Below are 19256 nucleotides of genomic sequence, written 5' to 3'. Positions count from 1 at the left end.
GCGGGGAAGTATTCAGGGCAGCCTTGAAGGCGCGTTCAGTATAGGGCAACAAATTACCAGAGTTCAGCGCCAGAAAAAGAGGGGGATTAAGCAGGACATTTCTGGTGATAAATAAGGCGAATTGGCGTTAGCTGCTTTTTTTAATTGCGCTTTTTTCGCTGGCTGGAATATTTGCGCAGGACGTTATAGCACAGCAGCATTTTTCACTTTTGCATTAAAAAATGGCACGGAATAGGAATAATCAGATTTTCCTGAAAGGGTTAAAATAGAAAGGTAAATTTAATCAGTTGCTTAGGTGGGTGAGGTGGACAAATCAGATCCATTTTTTACCAGATAAGCCCACCACGTATGATGGCATCTTCCGATTTTCCTTAGGGCATTTTAAGAATTATCTAACCGCAGCGTGGCAGCAAAATCCGCTTATTTGCTGCGGGGCAGTTGATCGGAACAAAAAAAGGCGGCATGTGCTGCCGCCTGATGAGCCTGGGGGTGAAATTAACGCCAGGATTTATAGCGATTAATTAAGCCATTGGTGGAGCTATCGTGGCTGTTAATCTGCGCATCGTTTTCCAGCTCCGGCAAAATGCGGTTAGCCAGCTGTTTGCCCAGCTCAACGCCCCACTGATCGAAGGTAAAGATGTTGAGAATCGCGCCCTGAGTGAAGATCTTGTGCTCGTACAGCGCAATCAGCGCGCCGAGGCTGAACGGAGTAATTTCACGCAGCAGAATCGAGTTGGTCGGGCGGTTACCTTCAAACACCTTGAACGGCACGATATGCGCGACGGACTCCGCCGATTTACCGGCATCGGTAAACTCTTTCTCTACCACCTCGCGGGCTTTACCAAACGCCAGCGCTTCGGTCTGAGCAAAGAAGTTGGACAGCAGCTTCTGGTGGTGATCGGCCAGCGCGTTGTGGGTCTGCGCCGGCGCAATGAAGTCGCATGGAATCAGCTTGGTGCCCTGATGGATCAGCTGATAAAACGCGTGCTGCCCGTTGGTGCCGGGTTCACCCCAGATGATCGGACCGGTCTGGTAATCCACCGGGTTGCCGTCGCGGTCGACGTACTTACCGTTGGACTCCATGTTGCCCTGCTGGAAGTAAGCGGCAAAACGGTGCATGTACTGGTCGTACGGCAGAATCGCTTCGGTTTCGGCACCGAAGAAGTTGTTGTACCAGATACCGATCAGCGCCAGCAGCACCGGCAGGTTTTGCTCCGCTGGCGTGTTCGCGAAGTGCTGGTCCATGGCGTGCGCGCCGCTCAGCAGCTGTTCGAAGTTTTCGAAGCCGATGGACAGGATGATCGACAGGCCAATTGCGGACCACAGTGAGTAGCGGCCGCCGACCCAGTCCCAGAACTCGAACATGTTGGCGGTGTCGATACCAAATTCGCCGACCGCTTTCGCATTGGTCGAGAGCGCGGCAAAGTGCTTCGCCACGTGCTGCTGATCGCCGGCGGTGTTCAGGAACCAGTCGCGCGCGCTGTGGGCGTTGGTCATGGTTTCCTGCGTGGTAAAGGTTTTTGACGCCACGAGGAACAGCGTGGTTTCCGGGCTAAGCGGTTTCAGCGTTTCGGCAATGTGCGTGCCATCAACGTTGGAAACAAAGTGCATGTTGAGGTGGTTTTTATACGGACGCAGCGCTTCGGTCACCATGAATGGGCCGAGGTCTGAACCGCCGATACCGATGTTCACCACGTCAGTAATCGGCTTGCCGGTGTAGCCTTTCCACTCGCCGCTGATGATGCGCTCTGAGAAGGCTTTCATCTTCGCCAGCACCGCGTTCACTTCCGGCATTACATCTTTGCCATCCACGAGGATCGGCGTATTGCTGCGGTTGCGCAGGGCCACGTGCAGCACGGCGCGATCTTCGGTGCGGTTAATCTTCTCACCGGAGAACATGGATTTGATGGCGCCCGCCAGATCGGTCTCTTTCGCCAGCGCCTGGAGTTTGTCGAGGGTTTCCTGGGTGATGCGGTTTTTTGAGAAATCCACCAGCATCTGATCATCAAAGGTGGCAGAGAATTTCGCAAAACGATCGGCATCCTGCGCAAACAGGTCGGCAATCTCTACCGATTTCATCTGATCAAAATGCTGCTGCAGCGCTTTCCAGGCTGCGGTTTGTGTCGGATTGATATTTTTCATGGCAACACTCTTGTTGATATAAGAACCGTCATTCCATCCGGGCGCATCCTGTCTGGCCCGGCATGCTGAGCATTTGTTACGGCTTGCACGCGTTTCAGTATGACCACAGTTGCAACTGAAAGGAAAAAATTTGTGACGCCAGCCGCAGCGTTTCAGGTAAATCCGGCGGCGATTGTCGGCCGGTTCGCCGCGCATTACTCTGCGCGGCATCAGCAAAACACCGGTTTTTTCGCACCGCTGACTACTTTAGGCGGCTGGCGGCTGCCGGGTTTGTTTAGCAATGCGCTGCATAAGTGTAAAAATGAATTTTCCCGGCGCCGCAAGGCTGGACAGCGGAACAATTAATCAGTATTTTGTGCGCGCGACTTGCACCTCCGGGTGCAAGCCAGAAGAGGCGCGTCGCCCAGGCAGTGTGTTTGAGGATCCGTATCCGGCGAGAACACATCAGGGGGTGCGACGCCGAGGTGGTGCAACATGCGGAGTGTTGTGCTGTCGGCTGCAGGGGCTGAATCCTCTGGGTTGTCACCAGAAGCGTCCGCAGTCGGACGTTTCGCAAGGTGAAGTGCTTTTGGTGACTCATCTCCTGATCTTGTCTGTCCAATTCTGCTCTTCTCTTGTGCCAAGGCTGTTACCCGATCTTCTCTTCCGCGAATGGGAGGAGATAACCTGACACGAGGTTTTGTTACATGTCTCAATCGTTGATCGTGGCAAAATTTGGCGGCACCAGCGTTGCCGATTTCGATGCCATGAACCGCAGCGCGGACGTCGTGCTGTCTGATGCCAATACCCGTCTGGTGGTGCTCTCTGCCTCGGCGGGCGTGACTAACCTGCTGGTTTCGCTGGCTGAAGGCCAGGAACTCGAGCAGCGCGCTTATCTGCTGGATCAAATCCGCACCATTCAATACGCCATCATCGATCGCCTGCAGTCGCCGGACGTCATCCGTCAGGAGATTGATCGCATGCTGGAGAACATCATCATGCTGGCGGAAGCGGCGGCCTTAGCCCGTTCGACCGCGCTGACCGATGAGCTGGTGAGCCACGGCGAACTGATGTCGAGCCTGCTGTTTGTGGAGATTCTGCGCGAGCGCCAGGTGAATGCCGAGTGGTTTGACGTACGCAAAGTGATGCGCACCAGCGACCGTTTCGGCCGCGCCGAGCCGGATGTGGCCGAGCTGAAAACGCTGGCAGCGGCTCAGCTGCAGCCGCGCACCGCAGAAGCGCTGGTGATCACGCAGGGCTTCATTGGCAGCGAAGGCAAAGGCCGCACCACCACGCTGGGCCGTGGCGGCAGCGATTACACCGCTGCGCTGCTCGGCGAAGCGCTGCAGGCGACGCGCGTGGATATCTGGACCGACGTGGCGGGCATCTACACCACCGACCCGCGTGTGGTGCCACAGGCGAAACGCATCGAAGAGATCACCTTTGAAGAAGCGGCGGAGATGGCAATCTTCGGCGCGAAAGTGCTGCATCCGGCGACGCTGCTGCCAGCGGTGCGCAGTGATATTCCGGTGTTTGTCGGCTCCAGTAAAGATCCGGCGGCGGGCGGCACGCGCGTCTGCAACGAGACTAAAAATCCGCCGCTGTTCCGCGCGCTGGCGCTGCGGCGCAAACAGACGCTGCTGACGCTGCACAGTCTGAACATGCTGCACGCGCACGGCTTCCTGGCCGAAGTGTTTGCTATCCTGGCGCGCCACAGTATTTCGGTTGATCTGGTTACCACCTCGGAAGTGAGCGTGGCGCTGACGCTGGATACCACCGGTTCAACCAGCACCGCCGACAGTCTGCTGACCCAGGCGCTGCTGACCGAGCTCTCTTCCCTGTGCCGGGTAGAAGTGGAAGAGAATCTGGCGCTGGTGGCGATCATCGGCAACAACCTGTCGAAAGCCTGCGGCGTCGGCAAAGAGGTGTTCGGCGCGCTGGAGCCGTTTAACCTGCGCATGATTTGCTACGGCGCAAGCAGCTACAACCTGTGCTTCCTGGTGCCAACGCCGGATGCGGAAGAAGTGGTGCGCGCGCTGCATAAGAATCTGTTCGAATCTTAATTGGCGCGTAAGTCACCCGAAGCCGGACAATGTCCGGCTTTTTTTATCTCTGCCGTTCAGCCTGACGCTATTTCGGACAAATGCCAGCGGAATGCTCGTGCCTGCCCGGCGATCTTTAGCAGCCGATAGGCATTTTCTGTCGTCGGCCACGCTTATGATAATGAAATGTTATGATCCGGCGCAGGTCGCTGCGGTCGTTCCCCGCGCGTCTTTTCATCTGTGGCAAAAAACCAATTAAGTAAAACGCTAAGGACATTTCTTCATGCTCGCCAAACTCACCCGCCTGTTTCCGCTCTGGGCCGTACTGCTGTCCGTTGCAGCCTATTATTCGCCGTCCACCTTCCTCGGCATCGGGCCGTGGGTAACCTACCTGCTGATGCTGATCATGTTCGGCATGGGCGTGACGCTCAACATTGACGATTTCAAACGCGTGCTGGTGCGTCCGGCACCGGTGGTTGCCGGCACGTTCCTGCACTATCTGGTGATGCCGCTGGCGGCCTGGGCGCTGGCGAAACTGTTCCAGATGCCGCCGGATCTGGCCGCCGGGATGATCCTGGTCGGCAGCGTGGCCAGCGGGACAGCCTCGAACGTGATGATTTATCTGGCGAAGGGCGATGTGGCGCTGTCGGTGACCATCTCCTCGGTTTCGGCGCTGGTGGGTGTGTTCGCGACGCCGCTGCTGACGCGCTTCTACGTAGATACCCACATTCAGGTTGATGTGGTGGGCATGCTGCTCAGCATCGTCAAAATCGTGGTGATCCCGATTGGGCTTGGCCTGATTATTCACCACTCCATGAACAGCGTGGTGCGCCGCGTTGAGCCGTATCTGCCGGCGTTTTCGATGGTGTGTATTCTGCTGATCATTAGCGCGGTGGTCGCCGGTAGCCAGGGCTTTATCGGCTCGGTAGGGCTGATGGTGATCGCGGCGGTAATCCTGCACAACGCCATTGGGCTGCTCGGCGGCTACTGGGGTGGCAAGCTGTTTGGCTTTGACGAATCCACCTGCCGCACGCTGGCGCTGGAAGTCGGTATGCAGAACTCCGGACTGGCGGCCACGCTAGGCAAACTGTACTTCTCACCGCTGGCCGCACTGCCCGGCGCACTGTTCTCGGTGTGGCACAACCTCTCCGGTTCGCTACTGGCGGGTTACTGGTCGGGTAAAACGATTGAGAAGAAGCAGAAATAACGGGGCATGCGTACCGGTGGTCATCAATGACGATCGGTTACGCACCATCGTCCTGTTGATGCCGGTGCGCATAAAGGTACAAACCGGCCACATGGGTAACACTTTAGACCGGGCACATGGGTAACAGTTATAAACGGCATAGCAGAGGAGACTCACTATGCCCTGGACTGAGACTGTTACCATGCAACGCCTTGAATTCATCCTCGCCTGCCAGGCAGGCGGGGAATCCATGACGCAGCTGTGTCACCGCCACGGCATCAGCCGCAAAACCGGCTACAAGTGGCTCAGCCGCTTTAACCCCGGCGAGCTCTCCTCGCTTGAAAATCTCTCCCGCGCCCGCCATCTCCAGCCCGATAAAATCGCCCCCGACATCGCCGCGCGCCTTGTTCAGTTCCGCCAGCAGCACCCCGACTGGGGGCCAAAAAAAATCCGCCACTGGTTCCTCAGCAACGGCGCTGACTTCATCGTGCCCGCCGCCAGCACCATCGGCGACCTGCTGAAGGCGGCGGGAATGGTGCAGCCGCGGACGCCGCGTAAGCGAACGCCGGGCAACCTGCGCAGTCTCACGACACCCGTGAGGAATAACCACGTCTGGAGCGCTGATTTTAAAGGGCGCTTCCGCCTGAAAGACGGCAGCTGGTGCCGCCCCTTCACGCTCACCGATAACCACAGCCGCTACCTGCTGTCCTGCGAGCCGGGCACGTCGGAGACCACGGTGTTCGTGCGCGGCTGCATGGAAAAGGCCTTCCTGGAAGGCGGGCTGCCCGACGTTATCCGCACCGACAACGGCTCGCCCTTCGTTGCGCCGGGCATCCTCGCGCTGACGCAGCTGAGCGTGTGGCTGATAAAACTGGGGATACAGCCGGAAAGAACCGCACCGGGCTGTCCGGGGCAGAACGCCCGCCACGAGCGGATGCACCGGTCGCTGAAGGTCGCCATGAGCCATCACGACGTCTTTGGCTCGCTGCCAGAGCAGCAGGCGTGGTGCAGCGGATGGCGGAACGAGTTCAATCAGGAAAAGCCGCATGAGGCACACGGGCAGCAGCCGCCCGCAAAAATATGGACGCCTTCACCGCGGAAATGGAACGGAAAAGTGCCGGAGGTGGGTTATCCGGAGGGGGCGAAGCTGTACAAAGTCGGTGAAAAAGGCGACCTGAGGCTGAACGGGCGGACCTTCCTGAGCGCAGCGTTACGGGGCGAGTACGTGCGGTTCCTGGAAGTGGACGACGGCATTGACGTCATCCTCTTCGACAGGCTCATCCTTGCGTATTATGACCGGGCAGAAAAGCGTATTATCCGGATCGACTGACCACAAAAAGTGTTACCTGTGTGCCCGGTCTGATCTGTTACCCATGTGCCCGGTCGTACCTAAATGCGCACCCTACCAAAACGCGCAATGATCTTTCAGGGGCGCAATAAATCCGCCCTCTGCAAAACGCGCAATAATCTTGTAGGGTCGCCATTCATGGCGACCGCAAACACTCAACGGACATCATGGCGTCATAAATAGTCATTCAAAAATATTCTACTGGCGCACTAATCCTAACCTCATATAAATATGCAAGCACCAGGAACCCCTACACGGGCCAGCCCGATTTATTCTTTTTTTACTGATGCAGGAAAAGCCAGAAATGGAAACAGTAAATAAGGCGCAACGATCAAAAGAATAAATACTCCCCGTGAATATCCCGCATCGTTTATTCTTCTGCTGCCACAAGCCAGCGATGGCAGAACGAAAAGCAGTAAAGGAATCCATGCTATTTCATTCGTGGATGAAGCGAACACACTGAGATAACAACAAAACCAGATAATCTGGAACATCATAAAAATGATGTAGCATAAGCGGCTATCTTTGCCATTATAATCAAACGTCTTAATCAATCCATTCTTTATGGATGTTAGTAAGAGAGTCCGCGCCATTTTATTCTAACCACCACAAAAAAGATGAGAGACCGCAAGCTGTTCACTGTCGAAAAACACGTAAAATAGCGATTTTACGATAAAACGGATAACGCGTGTTGTGAACCTGAATGTTGTCTATAGAATACCAGGCAATAACATGCGTTGACTCATGCTATTCCTGGTATTATTAATTAGCGCCGCCAGCATGCGAAACGCTATAACTTCAGGTAAACCCGAATCCCGTCCAGGAACATCTGCGTCGCCAGCATAATCAGGATCAAACCCATTAATCGCTCCAGCGCGTTGACGCCTTTATCCCCCAGCAGGCGCAGGAACAGGCCGGACATCAGCAGAATCACCACCGTGACGCCCCAGGCAATCAGCAGGGCGCCGACCAGGTGCGTCATCTGATTGGGATACTGGTGTGACAGCAGCATCAGGGTGGCGAGCAGCGAGGGCCCGGCGACCAGTGGGATCGCCAGCGGCACCAGGAACGGCTCTTCGCCGGCGGGCAGGCCGCTGGTGCTGGTCTCGCCGGACGGAAAAATCATGCGAATGGCGATCAGAAACAGAATGATGCCGCCGGAAATCGATACCGTTTCGGTGCGCAGATTAAGAAACGCCAGGATGCGTTCACCGGCGAACAGGAACAGCAGCATCAGAATCAAGGCGATCAGCATCTCGCGCATCAGCACTACGCGGCGGCGCTTCGGCTCCAGGTGCTTCAGCACCGACATGAAAATCGGCAGGTTGCCCAGCGGGTCCATAATCAACAGCAACAATATGGTCGCGGATATCATTTCAGTCATCAGAGGTAAACCATCCCTTCAGGTCGGCCACAGCCGTTATAAGTTGTACTGCTGAAAAAGTTAGCGCAATCGAATTAATTCACTTGCCAGAAGTGCTGCATTTTGTAGAGTTGTGGGTCATAGGTAAACCTGATTATTACGCAGACTGGCGCATTGCTGGCGCTGGTCTTTTTTCGCACCACCCAGGCCCCGGCCCGAGTTCCTGAGACGGACAGAAAATGAAGAATGTAGGTTTTATTGGTTGGCGTGGCATGGTCGGCTCTGTGCTGATGTCACGTATGAGCGAAGAACGCGATTTCGATGTGATCAATCCGGTCTTCTTCTCCACTTCGCAACTGGGTCAGGCTGCGCCGACGTTTGGCGGTAAGTCGACCGGTGCGCTGCAGGATGCGTTTGATATTGAGGCGCTGAAGGCGCTGGATATCATCATTACCTGCCAGGGCGGCGATTATACCAGTGAAGTCTACCCGAAGCTGCGCGAGAGCGGCTGGCAGGGCTACTGGATTGATGCGGCCTCCACGCTGCGCATGAAAGATGACGCCATCATTATTCTTGATCCGGTCAACCATCAGGTGATTCGTCAGGGCCTCGACAGCGGCATCAAAACCTTTGTCGGCGGTAACTGCACCGTCAGCCTGATGCTGATGTCGCTGGGCGGACTGTTCGCTAACGACCTGGTCGAGTGGGCCTCCGTCGCGACGTATCAGGCGGCCTCCGGCGGCGGCGCGCGCCATATGCGCGAACTGCTGACCCAGATGGGCATGCTGCACGACCACGTTGCGACTTCGCTGCAAAATCCGGCCTCCGCCATTCTCGACATTGAGCGCAGCGTGACTGACTTTACCCGTTCCGGCACGCTGCCGACCGACAACTTCGGCGTACCGCTGGCCGGCAGCCTGATCCCGTGGATCGACAAGCAGCTGGACAACGGCCAGAGCCGCGAAGAGTGGAAAGGCCAGGCGGAGACCAACAAAATTCTCTCGACCCGTCACACCATTCCGGTCGATGGCCTGTGCGTGCGCGTCGGCGCGTTGCGCTGCCACAGCCAGGCGTTCACGTTGAAGCTGAAGAAAGATGTGCCGCTGAACGAAATCGAACAGCTGCTGGCCGCGCACAACGAGTGGGTGAAAGTGGTGCCGAACGATCGCGACATCACCATGCGTGAACTGACGCCTGCTGCGGTGACCGGTACGCTGACCACGCCGGTGGGCCGTCTGCGTAAGCTGAACATGGGACCGGAGTATCTGTCGGCCTTCACCGTCGGCGATCAGTTACTGTGGGGCGCTGCCGAACCGCTGCGTCGCATGCTGCGTTTGCTGATCGACTAAGCGCAGCGCGAATCCAGACAGGCCGGGGTTTCCCGGCCTTTTTTCTTTCCACGGGAGTGCAAAACTTAACCCAAATTGCGCCCGACAAGTGATCAGCTTCCCCTTTTTGCTCGCCCGATAACAATTTTTTGCGTTCCACCCTGGCTTCTGCCAACCCCAAGCTATGATTTAACAGTGATGTGCCGGTTGTTAACTGTTTTTACTTTGCGAATGGAATAGTTGTTGTACACGGCCAGGATCTTTCCCACGGAGGGTGTCCTTCCTTGCTGCTGTATGTATGGCTCATGAAAAGCAGCGCACCTATAGCGACAATCCTGTCTCTCCGGTCGCCTGCGTAAAAAATCATAGGAAGAAAGTCATGTCAGAGCTTCCCGATCGCCATGCGATCAATGCCCTTTTCGCCGGGAATTATGCCGACCCCTTCTCAGTACTGGGGATGCACCAGACCACACAAGGTCTTGAAGTGCGTGCGCTGTTACCGGATGCATCCGAAGTCTGGGTGATTGAAACCAACACCGGCCGCAAATGCGCCCAGCTTAAATGTCTTGATTCGCGCGGCTTCTTCAGCGGCGTGATCCCGCGCCGTAAAAACCTGTTTCGCTACCAGCTGGCAGTCAACTGGCACGGCCAGCAAAACCTGATCGACGATGCCTACCGCTTTGGCCCGCTGCTGGCGGAGATGGATGCCTGGCTGCTGGCCGAAGGCACGCACCTGCGGCCGTATGAAACGCTCGGCGCGCACGGCACCACCATTGATGGCGTCGCCGGCACGCGCTTCGCCGTCTGGGCCCCGAACGCGCAGCGCGTTTCGGTGGTGGGCGAGTTTAACTTCTGGGATGGTCGCCGCCATCCGATGCGTTTCCGCCGCGAACTCGGCATCTGGGAGCTGTTTGTCCCCGGCGCGGTTAACGGCCAGCTGTATAAATTCGAGATCATTGATGCGCACGGTCAGATGCGCATCAAAGCCGATCCGTTCGCCTTCGAGGCGCAAATGCGCCCGCAGACCGCCTCGATGATCTGCGGCCTGCCGCCGAAGCTGGAGATGCAGCCACAGCGCAAAATCGCCAACGGCTTTGACCAGCCGATCTCCATTTACGAGGTGCATCTCGGTTCGTGGCGTCGCCACACCGACAACAATTTCTGGCTGAGTTACAAAGAGCTGGCCGAACAGCTGGTGCCCTATGTCAAAGAGATGGGGTTTACCCATATCGAACTGTTACCGATCAACGAGCATCCGTTCGACGGCAGCTGGGGCTATCAGCCACTCGGCATGTACGCGCCTACGCGCCGCTTCGGCACGCGCGATGAGTTTCGGCATTTCATCGCCGCCGCGCACGAAGCGGGCCTCAACGTGCTGCTCGACTGGGTGCCGGGCCACTTCCCCAGTGACGATTTTGGCCTCGCCAAATTCGACGGTACCGAGCTGTACGAGCACAGCGATCCGCGCGAAGGCTACCATCAGGACTGGAATACGCTGATCTACAACTTTGGCCGGCGCGAGGTCAGCAACTATCTCTCCGGCAATGCGCTGTACTGGATGGAGCGCTTCGGCATTGATGGCCTGCGCGTCGATGCGGTGGCGTCAATGATCTATCGCGACTACAGCCGCAAAGAGGGTGAGTGGGTACCTAACCAGTTTGGCGGCCGTGAAAACCTCGAAGCCATCGCCTTCCTGCGCCACACCAACCGCACGCTGGGCCGCGCCGCACCCGGCAGCATCAGCGTGGCGGAAGAGTCTACCGATTATCCCGGCGTGACGCGGCCATCCGAAGATGGCGGCCTGGGCTTCTGGTTCAAATGGAACCTCGGCTGGATGCACGACACCCTCGACTACATGAAGCTCGATCCGGTGCATCGCCGCTACCATCATCAGCTGATGACCTTCGGCATGCTGTACAACTACACGGAAAACTTCGTGCTGCCGCTGTCGCACGACGAAGTGGTCCACGGCAAAAAGTCGATCCTCGACCGCATGCCTGGCGATCCCTGGCAGAAATTCGCCAACCTGCGCGCCTATTACGGCTGGATGTGGGGCTTTCCCGGCAAAAAACTGCAGTTCATGGGCAATGAATTCGCTCAGGGACGCGAGTGGAACCACGACACCAGCCTCGACTGGCATCTGCTGGAGGGGCTGGATAACTGGCACCACGGCGTGCAGCGTCTGGTGCGCGACCTCAACCACAGCTATCGCCACTTTTCGCCGCTTTATCAGCTCGATTTCGATGCTAATGGCTTCGAATGGCTGGTGGTCGACGATCACGAAAACTCGGTCTTTGTGTTTGTGCGCCGCGACCGCGAGGGCAACGAACTGATCGTAGCCAGTAACTTCACGCCGGTGCCGCGCCACAACTATCGCTTCGGCGTGAATCAGCGCGGCGGCTGGCGCGAAGTGCTGAACACCGATCAGCATGATTATCACGGCAGCGATCTGCGTAATCACGGTATCGTCCATACCGATGACATCGCCAGCCACGGGCGCGCGCAGTCGCTAAGCCTGACGCTGCCGCCGCTCGCCACGCTGTGGCTGGTGCGGGAGGGCGATTGATGCTCCAGCCGGGCCAGCCGGTACCGCCGGGTGCCCATTATGACGGGCGCGGCGTCAACTTTACGCTGTTCTCGCGCCACGCGGAGCGGGTGGAGCTGTGCCTGTTTGATGAACAGGGGAGTGAGCAGCGTTTTCCTCTGCCGGCGCGCAGCGGTGACATCTGGCATGGCTATGTTCCGGCGCTAAAGCCGGGCCAGCGCTATGGCTACCGCGTGCATGGGCCGTGGCAGCCAGAGCGCGGTCATCGTTTCAATCCGGCCAAACTGCTGGTCGATCCCTGTGCCAAAGCGGTATGCGGCGCGGTACCAGACGACGCGCGCCTGCTGGGTGGAGAGTGGCGGCAGGATGATGCCGATAGCGCTGGCGTTGCGCCCAAATCGCTGGTGATCGCCGACGATTTTGACTGGCAGGACGATTGTGCGCCCCGCACGCCGTGGGGCAGGACGGTGATTTACGAGGCGCACGTTCGCGGCCTGACGCAGCAGCATCCGGAAATTCCGGAAAGGCTACGCGGGACATATGCGGCGCTGGGGCATCCTGCTATGGTGAGCTATCTGCGCCGGCTGGGTATCACCGCGCTGGAGCTGCTGCCGATAGCCGCATTTGCCAGCGAGCCGCGCCTGCAACGGCTCGGCCTGAGCAACTACTGGGGCTACAACCCGTTTGCGCTGTGGGCGCTGCATCCGCATTACACGGCGGGTGAAGCGGGCCAGACGCCGCTGCAGGAGTTTCAGCAGGCGGTAAAAGCGCTGCACGCCGCGGGCATTGAAGTGATTCTGGACGTGGTGTTCAACCACAGCGCCGAGCTGGAAGAGATTGGCCCGACACTGTCGCTGCGCGGCGTCGACAACGCCAGCTATTACTGGCTGGGCGATAACGGTGAATATCACAACTGGACCGGCTGCGGTAATACGCTGAACCTCAGCGATCCGCAGGTGCTTGACTGGGCGCTGGGCGCGCTGCGTTACTGGGTGCAAACCTGCCACGTTGACGGCTTTCGTTTCGATCTGGCCAGCGTGCTCGGGCGCACGCCGGATTATCGCCAGGATGCGCCGTTGTTTGTGGCCATGCAGGCCTGCCCGGTGCTGTCGCAGGTGAAACTGATCGCTGAACCCTGGGATATCGGCCCCGGCGGCTATCAGGTGGGCAACTTTCCGCCCGGCTTCGCCGAATGGAACGACCACTTTCGCGATACGGCGCGCCGCTACTGGCTGCACGGTGAGTTGAGTAACGGTGATTTTGCCCGCCGCTTTGCCGGCTCCAGCGATGTATTTCAGCGCGCGGCGCGTCTGCCGCACGCCAGCATTAATCTGATCACCGCGCACGACGGCTTCACGCTGCGTGACGTGGTGAGTTATAACCAGAAGCATAATCAGGCCAACGGCGAGGACAATCGCGACGGCAGCAGCAGTAATTTCAGCCATAACCATGGTTTTGAAGGGCTGCAGGGCAACTTCGATGTGGTCGAGCGGCGGCGGCGCAGCGTGCACGCATTGCTGACCACGCTGCTGCTGGCGCAGGGCACGCCGATGCTGCAGGCCGGTGACGAACGCGGTCACAGCCAGCACGGCAACAATAATGCGTACTGTCAGGATAATCCGCTCACCTGGCTGAACTGGCAACAGGATGATTTTGGACTGGTCGACTTCACTGCCGCGTTAATCCGGCTGCGTCAGCATATTCCCGCGCTGACGCAGGACAGCTGGTGGCAGGAGGGCGATGGCAACGTGCAGTGGTTGAATGCCAGCGGCAAACCACTGGAAAGGGATGAGTGGGAACAGGGGATGCACAGACTGCAGATCCTGCTCTCCGGCCGCTGGTTACTAACGATAAACGCCACGGATTCGGTGAGTGACCTTGCCTTACCAGACGGAGAATGGCGAGCCATTCCTCCTTTCGCCGGGGAAGATAACCCCATCCTGACAACTGTCTGGCACGGGCCCGCACACGGCGTGTGTGTGTTCCTAAAGCAATCATAAGGAGTCAGACATGGTGAAATTAGATAGAAACGACCCCCTGATGCTGGCGCGCCAGCTCCCTACACAGACGGTTGCCCTGATCCTTGCTGGCGGGCGCGGTACGCGCCTGAAAGATCTTACCGCCAAACGCGCCAAGCCTGCCGTGCACTTCGGCGGCAAGTTCCGCATCATCGACTTTGCGCTCTCCAACTGTATCAACTCCGGGATTCGGCGCATCGGCGTCATCACCCAATATCAGTCACATACGCTGACGCAGCACATTCAGCGCGGCTGGTCCTTGTTCAACGAAGAGATGAATGAGTTTGTCGATCTGCTGCCGGCGCAGCAGCGCGCCTCGACCGAACACTGGTATCGCGGTACCGCCGATGCGGTCACGCAGAATCTCGACATCATTCGCCGCTATAACGCGCAGTACATCGTGATTCTCGCCGGGGATCACATCTACAAAATGGATTACTCGCGCATGCTGCTCGACCACGCCGATCGTGGCGCTAAGTGCACCATCGCCTGTCTGCCCGTACCGCTGCATGAGGCCACCGCATTTGGCGTGATGGCAGTCGATGCGGACAACAATGTAATCGATTTCGTTGAGAAACCGGCGCAGCCGCCGTCCATGCCGGGCGACGACAGCAAAGCGCTGGCGAGCATGGGCATTTACGTGTTTAACGCCGATTACCTCTATGAACTGCTGGAGGAGGATTTGCAGATCGCCGACTCGAGCCATGATTTCGGTAAAGATCTGCTGCCGAAGATCGTCGCCAGCGGCGAAGCCTATGCGCACTCCTTTACGCTGTCGTGCGTACAGAACGACGAAAACGCGGAACCTTACTGGCGCGACGTCGGTACGCTGGAAGCTTACTGGCGCGCCAACCTCGATCTGGCCTCGGTGACGCCCGAACTCGATATGTATGACCACGAATGGCCGATTCGTACTCACATGGAACCGCTGCCGCCGGCCAAATTTGTCCAGGATCGATCCGGCAGTCACGGCATGACCATGAACTCGCTGGTCTCCGGCGGCTGCATTATCTCCGGCTCGGTGGTGGTGAATTCGGTGCTGTTCCCGCGCGTGCGCGTTAACTCGTTTTGCAATATTGATTCGGCGGTGCTGCTGCCCGATGTGGTTATCGGGCGATCGTGCCGTTTGCGTCGCTGCGTCATAGACCGTGCCTGCGTCATTCCGGAAGGCATGGTGATTGGCGAAAATCCGGATGAGGATAGTCGCCGTTTTTACCGTTCAGAAGAGGGCATCGTACTGGTGACGCGCGCCATGCTGGCCAAATTGGCCGCTGCGGGTCAGTAAGTGACGAAAGGCAAAGAACATTGCCGCGTGGAACGCGGGCGATAACACAATAGGGGTTCAGGATGCAGGTTTTACATGTCTGTTCAGAGCTTTTCCCGCTGCTAAAAACCGGCGGACTGGCTGATGTCGTCGGCGCATTGCCTCAGGCACAAATTGCCGAAGGTATGGACACGCGGGTGCTGATTCCGGCGTTTCCGGATCTGCGTAAAGGGATTCCTGATACCGAAGTGGTGGCGGAGCTGCAAACCTTTGCCGGGCCGGTCCGCTTGCTGTTTGGGCCCTTTAACGGCGTGGGGATATATTTGATTGATGCGCCGGGACTGTACGATCGTCCCGGCAGTCCGTACCACGATACGTCGCAGTTTGCCTATGTCGATAACTACCTGCGCTTTGCGCTGCTCGGCTGGATGGCGGCCGAGCTGGCCAGCGGGCTGGATACTTACTGGCAGCCGGACATCGTGCACGCGCACGACTGGCACGCCGGTCTGGCTCCGGCCTATATCGCCGCACGCGGACGTCCGGCGAAAACGGTGTTTACCGTGCATAACCTGGCGTATCAGGGGCTGTTTTCCGCGCGGCATCTGGACGAAATCCAGATCCCGCGCGCCTATTTTGAAATGCACGGGCTGGAATTCTACGGCCAGATTTCTTACCTAAAGGCCGGCCTGTTTTATGCCGATCATATAACTGCCGTCAGCCCGACCTATGCGCTGGAGATCACCCGGCCGGAGTTCGGCTACGGCATGGAAGCGCTGCTGGAGCAGCGGCTGCGCGAAGGACGGCTGAGCGGGATTCTCAACGGCGTCGATCCCGGCATCTGGGATCCGGCACACGACCTGTTGCTGACCGCCCGCTACGACCGCGACACGCTGGAGAGCAAAGCGGAGAATAAACGTCAGCTGCAGATTGCCATGGGGCTGAAGGTTGATGACAAAGTGCCGGTGTTCTGCGTTATCAGCCGTTTAACCAAACAGAAAGGGCTGGATCTGGTGCTGGAAGCGCTGCCGGGACTGCTGGCACAGGGCGGGCAACTGGTGCTGCTGGGCCAGGGCGATGCGGAACTGCAGCAGGGCTTCCTCGCCGCAGCCGCTGAGCATCCGGGTAGCGTCGGCGTGCAAATTGGTTATCACGAAGCGTTCTCGCACCGCATTGTCGGTGGTGCGGACGTCATTATGGTGCCCAGCCGTTTCGAACCGTGCGGTCTGACGCAGTTGTACGGCCTGAAATATGGCACGCTGCCGCTGGTCAGGCGCACCGGTGGACTGGCGGATACCGTACAGGACAGCTCGCTGGAAAACCTCGCCGACGGCGTAGCCAGCGGCTTCAGCTTCGAAGACAGCAATGCCTGGTCACTGCTGCGCGCGATTCGTCGTGCTTTTGTTTTATGGTCCCGTCCTTCACTCTGGCGTTATGTTCAGCGCCAGGCGATGGGGATGGATTTTAGTTGGCAGGTGGCAGCACAAGCCTACCGCGATCTTTATCAACGCTTGCTGTAATGAGAGATTGGGATACCGCATATGAACGCACCTTTCACCTATGCCTCACCCACGCTGACGGTTGACGCCCTCAAGCACTCAATCGCCTATAAGCTGATGTTTACCATTGGTAAAGATCCGTCGATCGCCAACAAGCATGAGTGGCTGAACGCCGCGCTGCTGGCGGTACGCGATCGCATGGTGGAGCGCTGGCTGCGCTCCAGCCGTGCGCAACTGTCGCAGGATGTGCGCCAGGTTTATTACCTGTCGATGGAGTTCCTGATGGGGCGCACGCTGGGCAATGCCTTGCTGGCGATGGGTATCTATGACGATCTCAACCAGGCGCTGGATGAGATGGGACTCGACCTCAGCGAGCTGATGGAAGAAGAGAACGATCCCGGGCTCGGCAACGGCGGTCTTGGCCGGCTGGCGGCCTGCTTCCTCGACTCGCTGGCCACGCTGGGCCTGCCCGGACGCGGCTACGGCATTCGCTACGATTACGGCATGTTCAAACAGAACATCGTTGACGGCCAGCAGCGTGAATCGCCGGATTACTGGCTGGAGTACGGCAACCCGTGGGAGTTCCAGCGCTTTAATACCCGCTACAAAGTGCGTTTTGGCGGGCGGTTGCAGCATGAAGGCAGCCGGGTACGCTGGGTTGAGACCGAAGAGATCGTGGCGATGGCTTACGATCAGATCATCCCTGGCTTCGACACCGATGCCACCAACACGCTGCGGCTGTGGGGCGCGCAGGCCAGTAACGAAATCAACCTCGGCAAGTTCAATCAGGGCGACTACTTCGCGGCGGTGGAAGATAAAAACCACTCGGAGAACGTGTCGCGCGTGCTCTATCCCGACGACTCGACCTACTCCGGGCGCGAGCTGCGTCTGCGCCAGGAGTATTTTCTCGTCTCCGCCACGGTGCAGGATATCCTCAATCGCCACTGGCAGATGCATGAAACCTGGGACAACCTGGCCGACAAAATTGCCATCCACCTCAACGATACCCATCCGGTGCTGGCGATTCCCGAGCTGATGCGTCTGCTGATTGATGAGCACAAGTTTACCTGGGACGACGCCTTTGAAGTCACCTGCCAGGTGTTCTCGTACACCAACCATACGCTGATGAGCGAAGCGCTGGAGACCTGGCCGGTGGACATGATCGGCAAGATCCTGCCGCGTCACCTCAGCATCATTTTCGAAATCAATGACTACTTCCTGAAGACCATTCAGGACTACTATCCGGACGACTGGGATCTGATGGCGCGCATCTCGATCATCGACGAAAACGATGGTCGCCGCATCCGCATGGCGTGGCTGGCGGTGGTGGTTAGCCACAAAGTTAACGGCGTGTCGGAGCTGCACTCTAATCTGATGGTGCAGTCGCTGTTCGCCGATTTTGCCCGTCTGTTCCCGGGGCGCTTCTGCAATAAAACCAACGGCGTGACGCCGCGCCGCTGGCTGGCGCTGGCCAACCCGGCCTTGTCAGAGGTGCTGGATGACGCCATTGGCCGCACCTGGCGTACCGATCTGGCTCAGCTGAGCGAGCTGGTGCCGCACATTGACTATCCGGCGTTTATTGAACAGATCGCCGATGCCAAGTTCGCCAACAAGAAGCGCCTCGCGGAGTGGGTGGCGAAGAATATGGATATCGTGCTGGATCCGCAGGCGCTGTTCGACGTGCAGATCAAGCGTATTCACGAATACAAACGTCAGCTGCTGAACGTGCTGCACGTGATCACGCGTTACAACCGTATCAAAGCCGATCCGACCGCGGAGTGGGTGCCGCGCGTCAATATCTTCGCCGGGAAAGCGGCGTCGGCCTATTACGTCGCCAAGCACATCATTCACCTGATCAACGATGTTGCCAATGTGATCAACAACGATCCACAGGTGAAGAACAAGCTGAAGGTGGTGTTTATCCCTAACTACGGCGTCAGCCTGGCGCAGATCATCATTCCGGCGGCGGATCTCTCCGAGCAGATCTCTACCGCCGGCACCGAAGCCTCCGGCACCAGTAACATGAAGTTTGCGCTAAACGGCGCGCTGACCATCGGTACGCTGGACGGGGCCAACGTGGAGATGCGCGAGCACGTCGGCGCAGAGAATATCTTTATCTTCGGCAACACCACGCCGCAGGTGGAGAAGCTGCGCACTGAGGGCTATAACCCGCGTAAATACTATGAAGAGGATGCGGAACTGCACCAGGCGCTGACGCAAATCGCCAGCGGCGTCTTCAGCCCGCAGGAGCCAGGGCGCTACCGTAACCTGTTCGACGCGCTGGTCAACTTTGGCGATCATTATCAGCTGCTGGCGGATTACCGCAGTTACGTGGATACCCAGGATAAGGTGGATAAGCTTTATCGTCAGCCGGAAGAGTGGCAGCGGCGTGCGGCGCTGAACATCGCCAATATGGGCTATTTCTCCGCCGACCGTACCATTCAGGAGTACGCGGATGAGATCTGGCATATTTCGCCGGTGAGGTTATAAACGAGGCACATTCTGTAGCGGCGCAATTCATTGCGCGGTTTTTAACAACGCGCGA

The 19256-nt window shown here is 58.0% G+C and carries 12 protein-coding genes and 1 riboswitch; of the genes, 9 read left to right on the top strand and 3 right to left on the bottom strand.

Annotated elements, in window-relative coordinates:
* Positions 1–495 precede the first annotated feature (495 nt).
* Positions 496–2142 (bottom strand): glucose-6-phosphate isomerase, encoded by a 1647-nt coding sequence (gene pgi / locus E7738_RS12600; RefSeq protein WP_021508030.1) that lies wholly within the window; start codon positions 2140–2142, stop codon positions 496–498.
* A gap of 381 nt (positions 2143–2523) precedes the next feature.
* Positions 2524–2718, top strand: a riboswitch (Lysine riboswitch).
* A gap of 110 nt (positions 2719–2828) precedes the next feature.
* Between pgi and lysC the strand changes: the two genes are divergently transcribed.
* The 3 genes from lysC to E7738_RS12585 all read left to right on the top strand — a co-directional run bounded on the left by lysC (position 2829) and on the right by E7738_RS12585 (position 6679).
* The gene (lysC, locus tag E7738_RS12595; protein WP_021508028.1) at positions 2829–4184 is read left to right on the top strand and encodes a lysine-sensitive aspartokinase 3; all 1356 of its coding nucleotides are present in this window, start codon (positions 2829–2831) and stop codon (positions 4182–4184) included.
* Between the two features lie 262 nt (positions 4185–4446).
* A complete protein-coding gene (gene panS / locus E7738_RS12590) occupies positions 4447–5370 on the top strand; it encodes a ketopantoate/pantoate/pantothenate transporter PanS (RefSeq protein WP_058769993.1) in 924 nt (307 codons plus the stop codon).
* Positions 5371–5551: 181 nt separating this feature from the next.
* The gene (locus E7738_RS12585; protein WP_196368259.1) at positions 5552–6679 is read left to right on the top strand and encodes a DDE-type integrase/transposase/recombinase; all 1128 of its coding nucleotides are present in this window, start codon (positions 5552–5554) and stop codon (positions 6677–6679) included.
* A gap of 287 nt (positions 6680–6966) precedes the next feature.
* On the opposite strand, the gene E7738_RS12580 is transcribed toward E7738_RS12585, so the two are convergent.
* On the bottom strand, positions 6967–7191 hold the full coding sequence (locus E7738_RS12580; protein WP_230857098.1) for a DUF805 domain-containing protein: 225 nt from the start codon (positions 7189–7191) through the stop codon (positions 6967–6969).
* Between the two features lie 296 nt (positions 7192–7487).
* A complete protein-coding gene (locus tag E7738_RS12575) occupies positions 7488–8081 on the bottom strand; it encodes a YhgN family NAAT transporter (RefSeq protein ID WP_031279795.1) in 594 nt (197 codons plus the stop codon).
* Positions 8082–8299: 218 nt separating this feature from the next.
* Between E7738_RS12575 and asd the strand changes: the two genes are divergently transcribed.
* The 6 genes from asd to glgP all read left to right on the top strand — a co-directional run bounded on the left by asd (position 8300) and on the right by glgP (position 19201).
* The gene (gene asd, locus E7738_RS12570) at positions 8300–9409 is read left to right on the top strand and encodes an aspartate-semialdehyde dehydrogenase (RefSeq protein WP_059009874.1); all 1110 of its coding nucleotides are present in this window, start codon (positions 8300–8302) and stop codon (positions 9407–9409) included.
* Between the two features lie 358 nt (positions 9410–9767).
* Positions 9768–11954, top strand: coding sequence for a 1,4-alpha-glucan branching enzyme (gene glgB / locus E7738_RS12565; protein ID WP_058769994.1), 2187 nt, complete (start codon positions 9768–9770; stop codon positions 11952–11954).
* A complete protein-coding gene (gene glgX / locus E7738_RS12560) occupies positions 11954–13933 on the top strand; it encodes a glycogen debranching protein GlgX (RefSeq protein ID WP_262256565.1) in 1980 nt (659 codons plus the stop codon). The genes glgB and glgX overlap by 1 nt, the downstream gene beginning before the upstream one ends.
* A gap of 10 nt (positions 13934–13943) precedes the next feature.
* A complete protein-coding gene (glgC, locus tag E7738_RS12555) occupies positions 13944–15236 on the top strand; it encodes a glucose-1-phosphate adenylyltransferase (protein ID WP_058757590.1) in 1293 nt (430 codons plus the stop codon).
* 62 nt (positions 15237–15298) lie between these two features.
* Positions 15299–16732 (top strand): glycogen synthase GlgA, encoded by a 1434-nt coding sequence (gene glgA / locus E7738_RS12550; RefSeq protein WP_058757589.1) that lies wholly within the window; start codon positions 15299–15301, stop codon positions 16730–16732.
* Between the two features lie 21 nt (positions 16733–16753).
* On the top strand, positions 16754–19201 hold the full coding sequence (gene glgP, locus E7738_RS12545; protein ID WP_058769996.1) for a glycogen phosphorylase: 2448 nt from the start codon (positions 16754–16756) through the stop codon (positions 19199–19201).
* Positions 19202–19256: the final 55 nt, after the last annotated feature.

The organism is Pantoea sp. SGAir0430 (assembly GCF_043549295.1).
This window is presented reverse-complemented; position numbering and strand designations above follow the sequence as displayed.

What these genes read in the sequence shown, in the direction of transcription:
- glgP (WP_058769996.1), top strand. Translation starts at nt 16,754, where the DNA reads ATGAACGCACCTTTCACCTATGCCTCACCCACGCTGACGGTTGACGCC.
- panS (WP_058769993.1), top strand. Translation starts at nt 4,447, where the DNA reads ATGCTCGCCAAACTCACCCGCCTGTTTCCGCTCTGGGCCGTACTGCTG.
- lysC (WP_021508028.1), top strand. Translation starts at nt 2,829, where the DNA reads ATGTCTCAATCGTTGATCGTGGCAAAATTTGGCGGCACCAGCGTTGCC.
- E7738_RS12585 (WP_196368259.1), top strand. Translation starts at nt 5,552, where the DNA reads ATGCAACGCCTTGAATTCATCCTCGCCTGCCAGGCAGGCGGGGAATCC.
- glgB (WP_058769994.1), top strand. Translation starts at nt 9,768, where the DNA reads ATGTCAGAGCTTCCCGATCGCCATGCGATCAATGCCCTTTTCGCCGGG.
- glgC (WP_058757590.1), top strand. Translation starts at nt 13,944, where the DNA reads ATGGTGAAATTAGATAGAAACGACCCCCTGATGCTGGCGCGCCAGCTC.
- E7738_RS12580 (WP_230857098.1), bottom strand. Translation starts at nt 7,191, where the DNA reads ATGTTCCAGATTATCTGGTTTTGTTGTTATCTCAGTGTGTTCGCTTCA.
- glgA (WP_058757589.1), top strand. Translation starts at nt 15,299, where the DNA reads ATGCAGGTTTTACATGTCTGTTCAGAGCTTTTCCCGCTGCTAAAAACC.
- E7738_RS12575 (WP_031279795.1), bottom strand. Translation starts at nt 8,081, where the DNA reads ATGACTGAAATGATATCCGCGACCATATTGTTGCTGTTGATTATGGAC.
- glgX (WP_262256565.1), top strand. Translation starts at nt 11,954, where the DNA reads ATGCTCCAGCCGGGCCAGCCGGTACCGCCGGGTGCCCATTATGACGGG.
- pgi (WP_021508030.1), bottom strand. Translation starts at nt 2,142, where the DNA reads ATGAAAAATATCAATCCGACACAAACCGCAGCCTGGAAAGCGCTGCAG.
- asd (WP_059009874.1), top strand. Translation starts at nt 8,300, where the DNA reads ATGAAGAATGTAGGTTTTATTGGTTGGCGTGGCATGGTCGGCTCTGTG.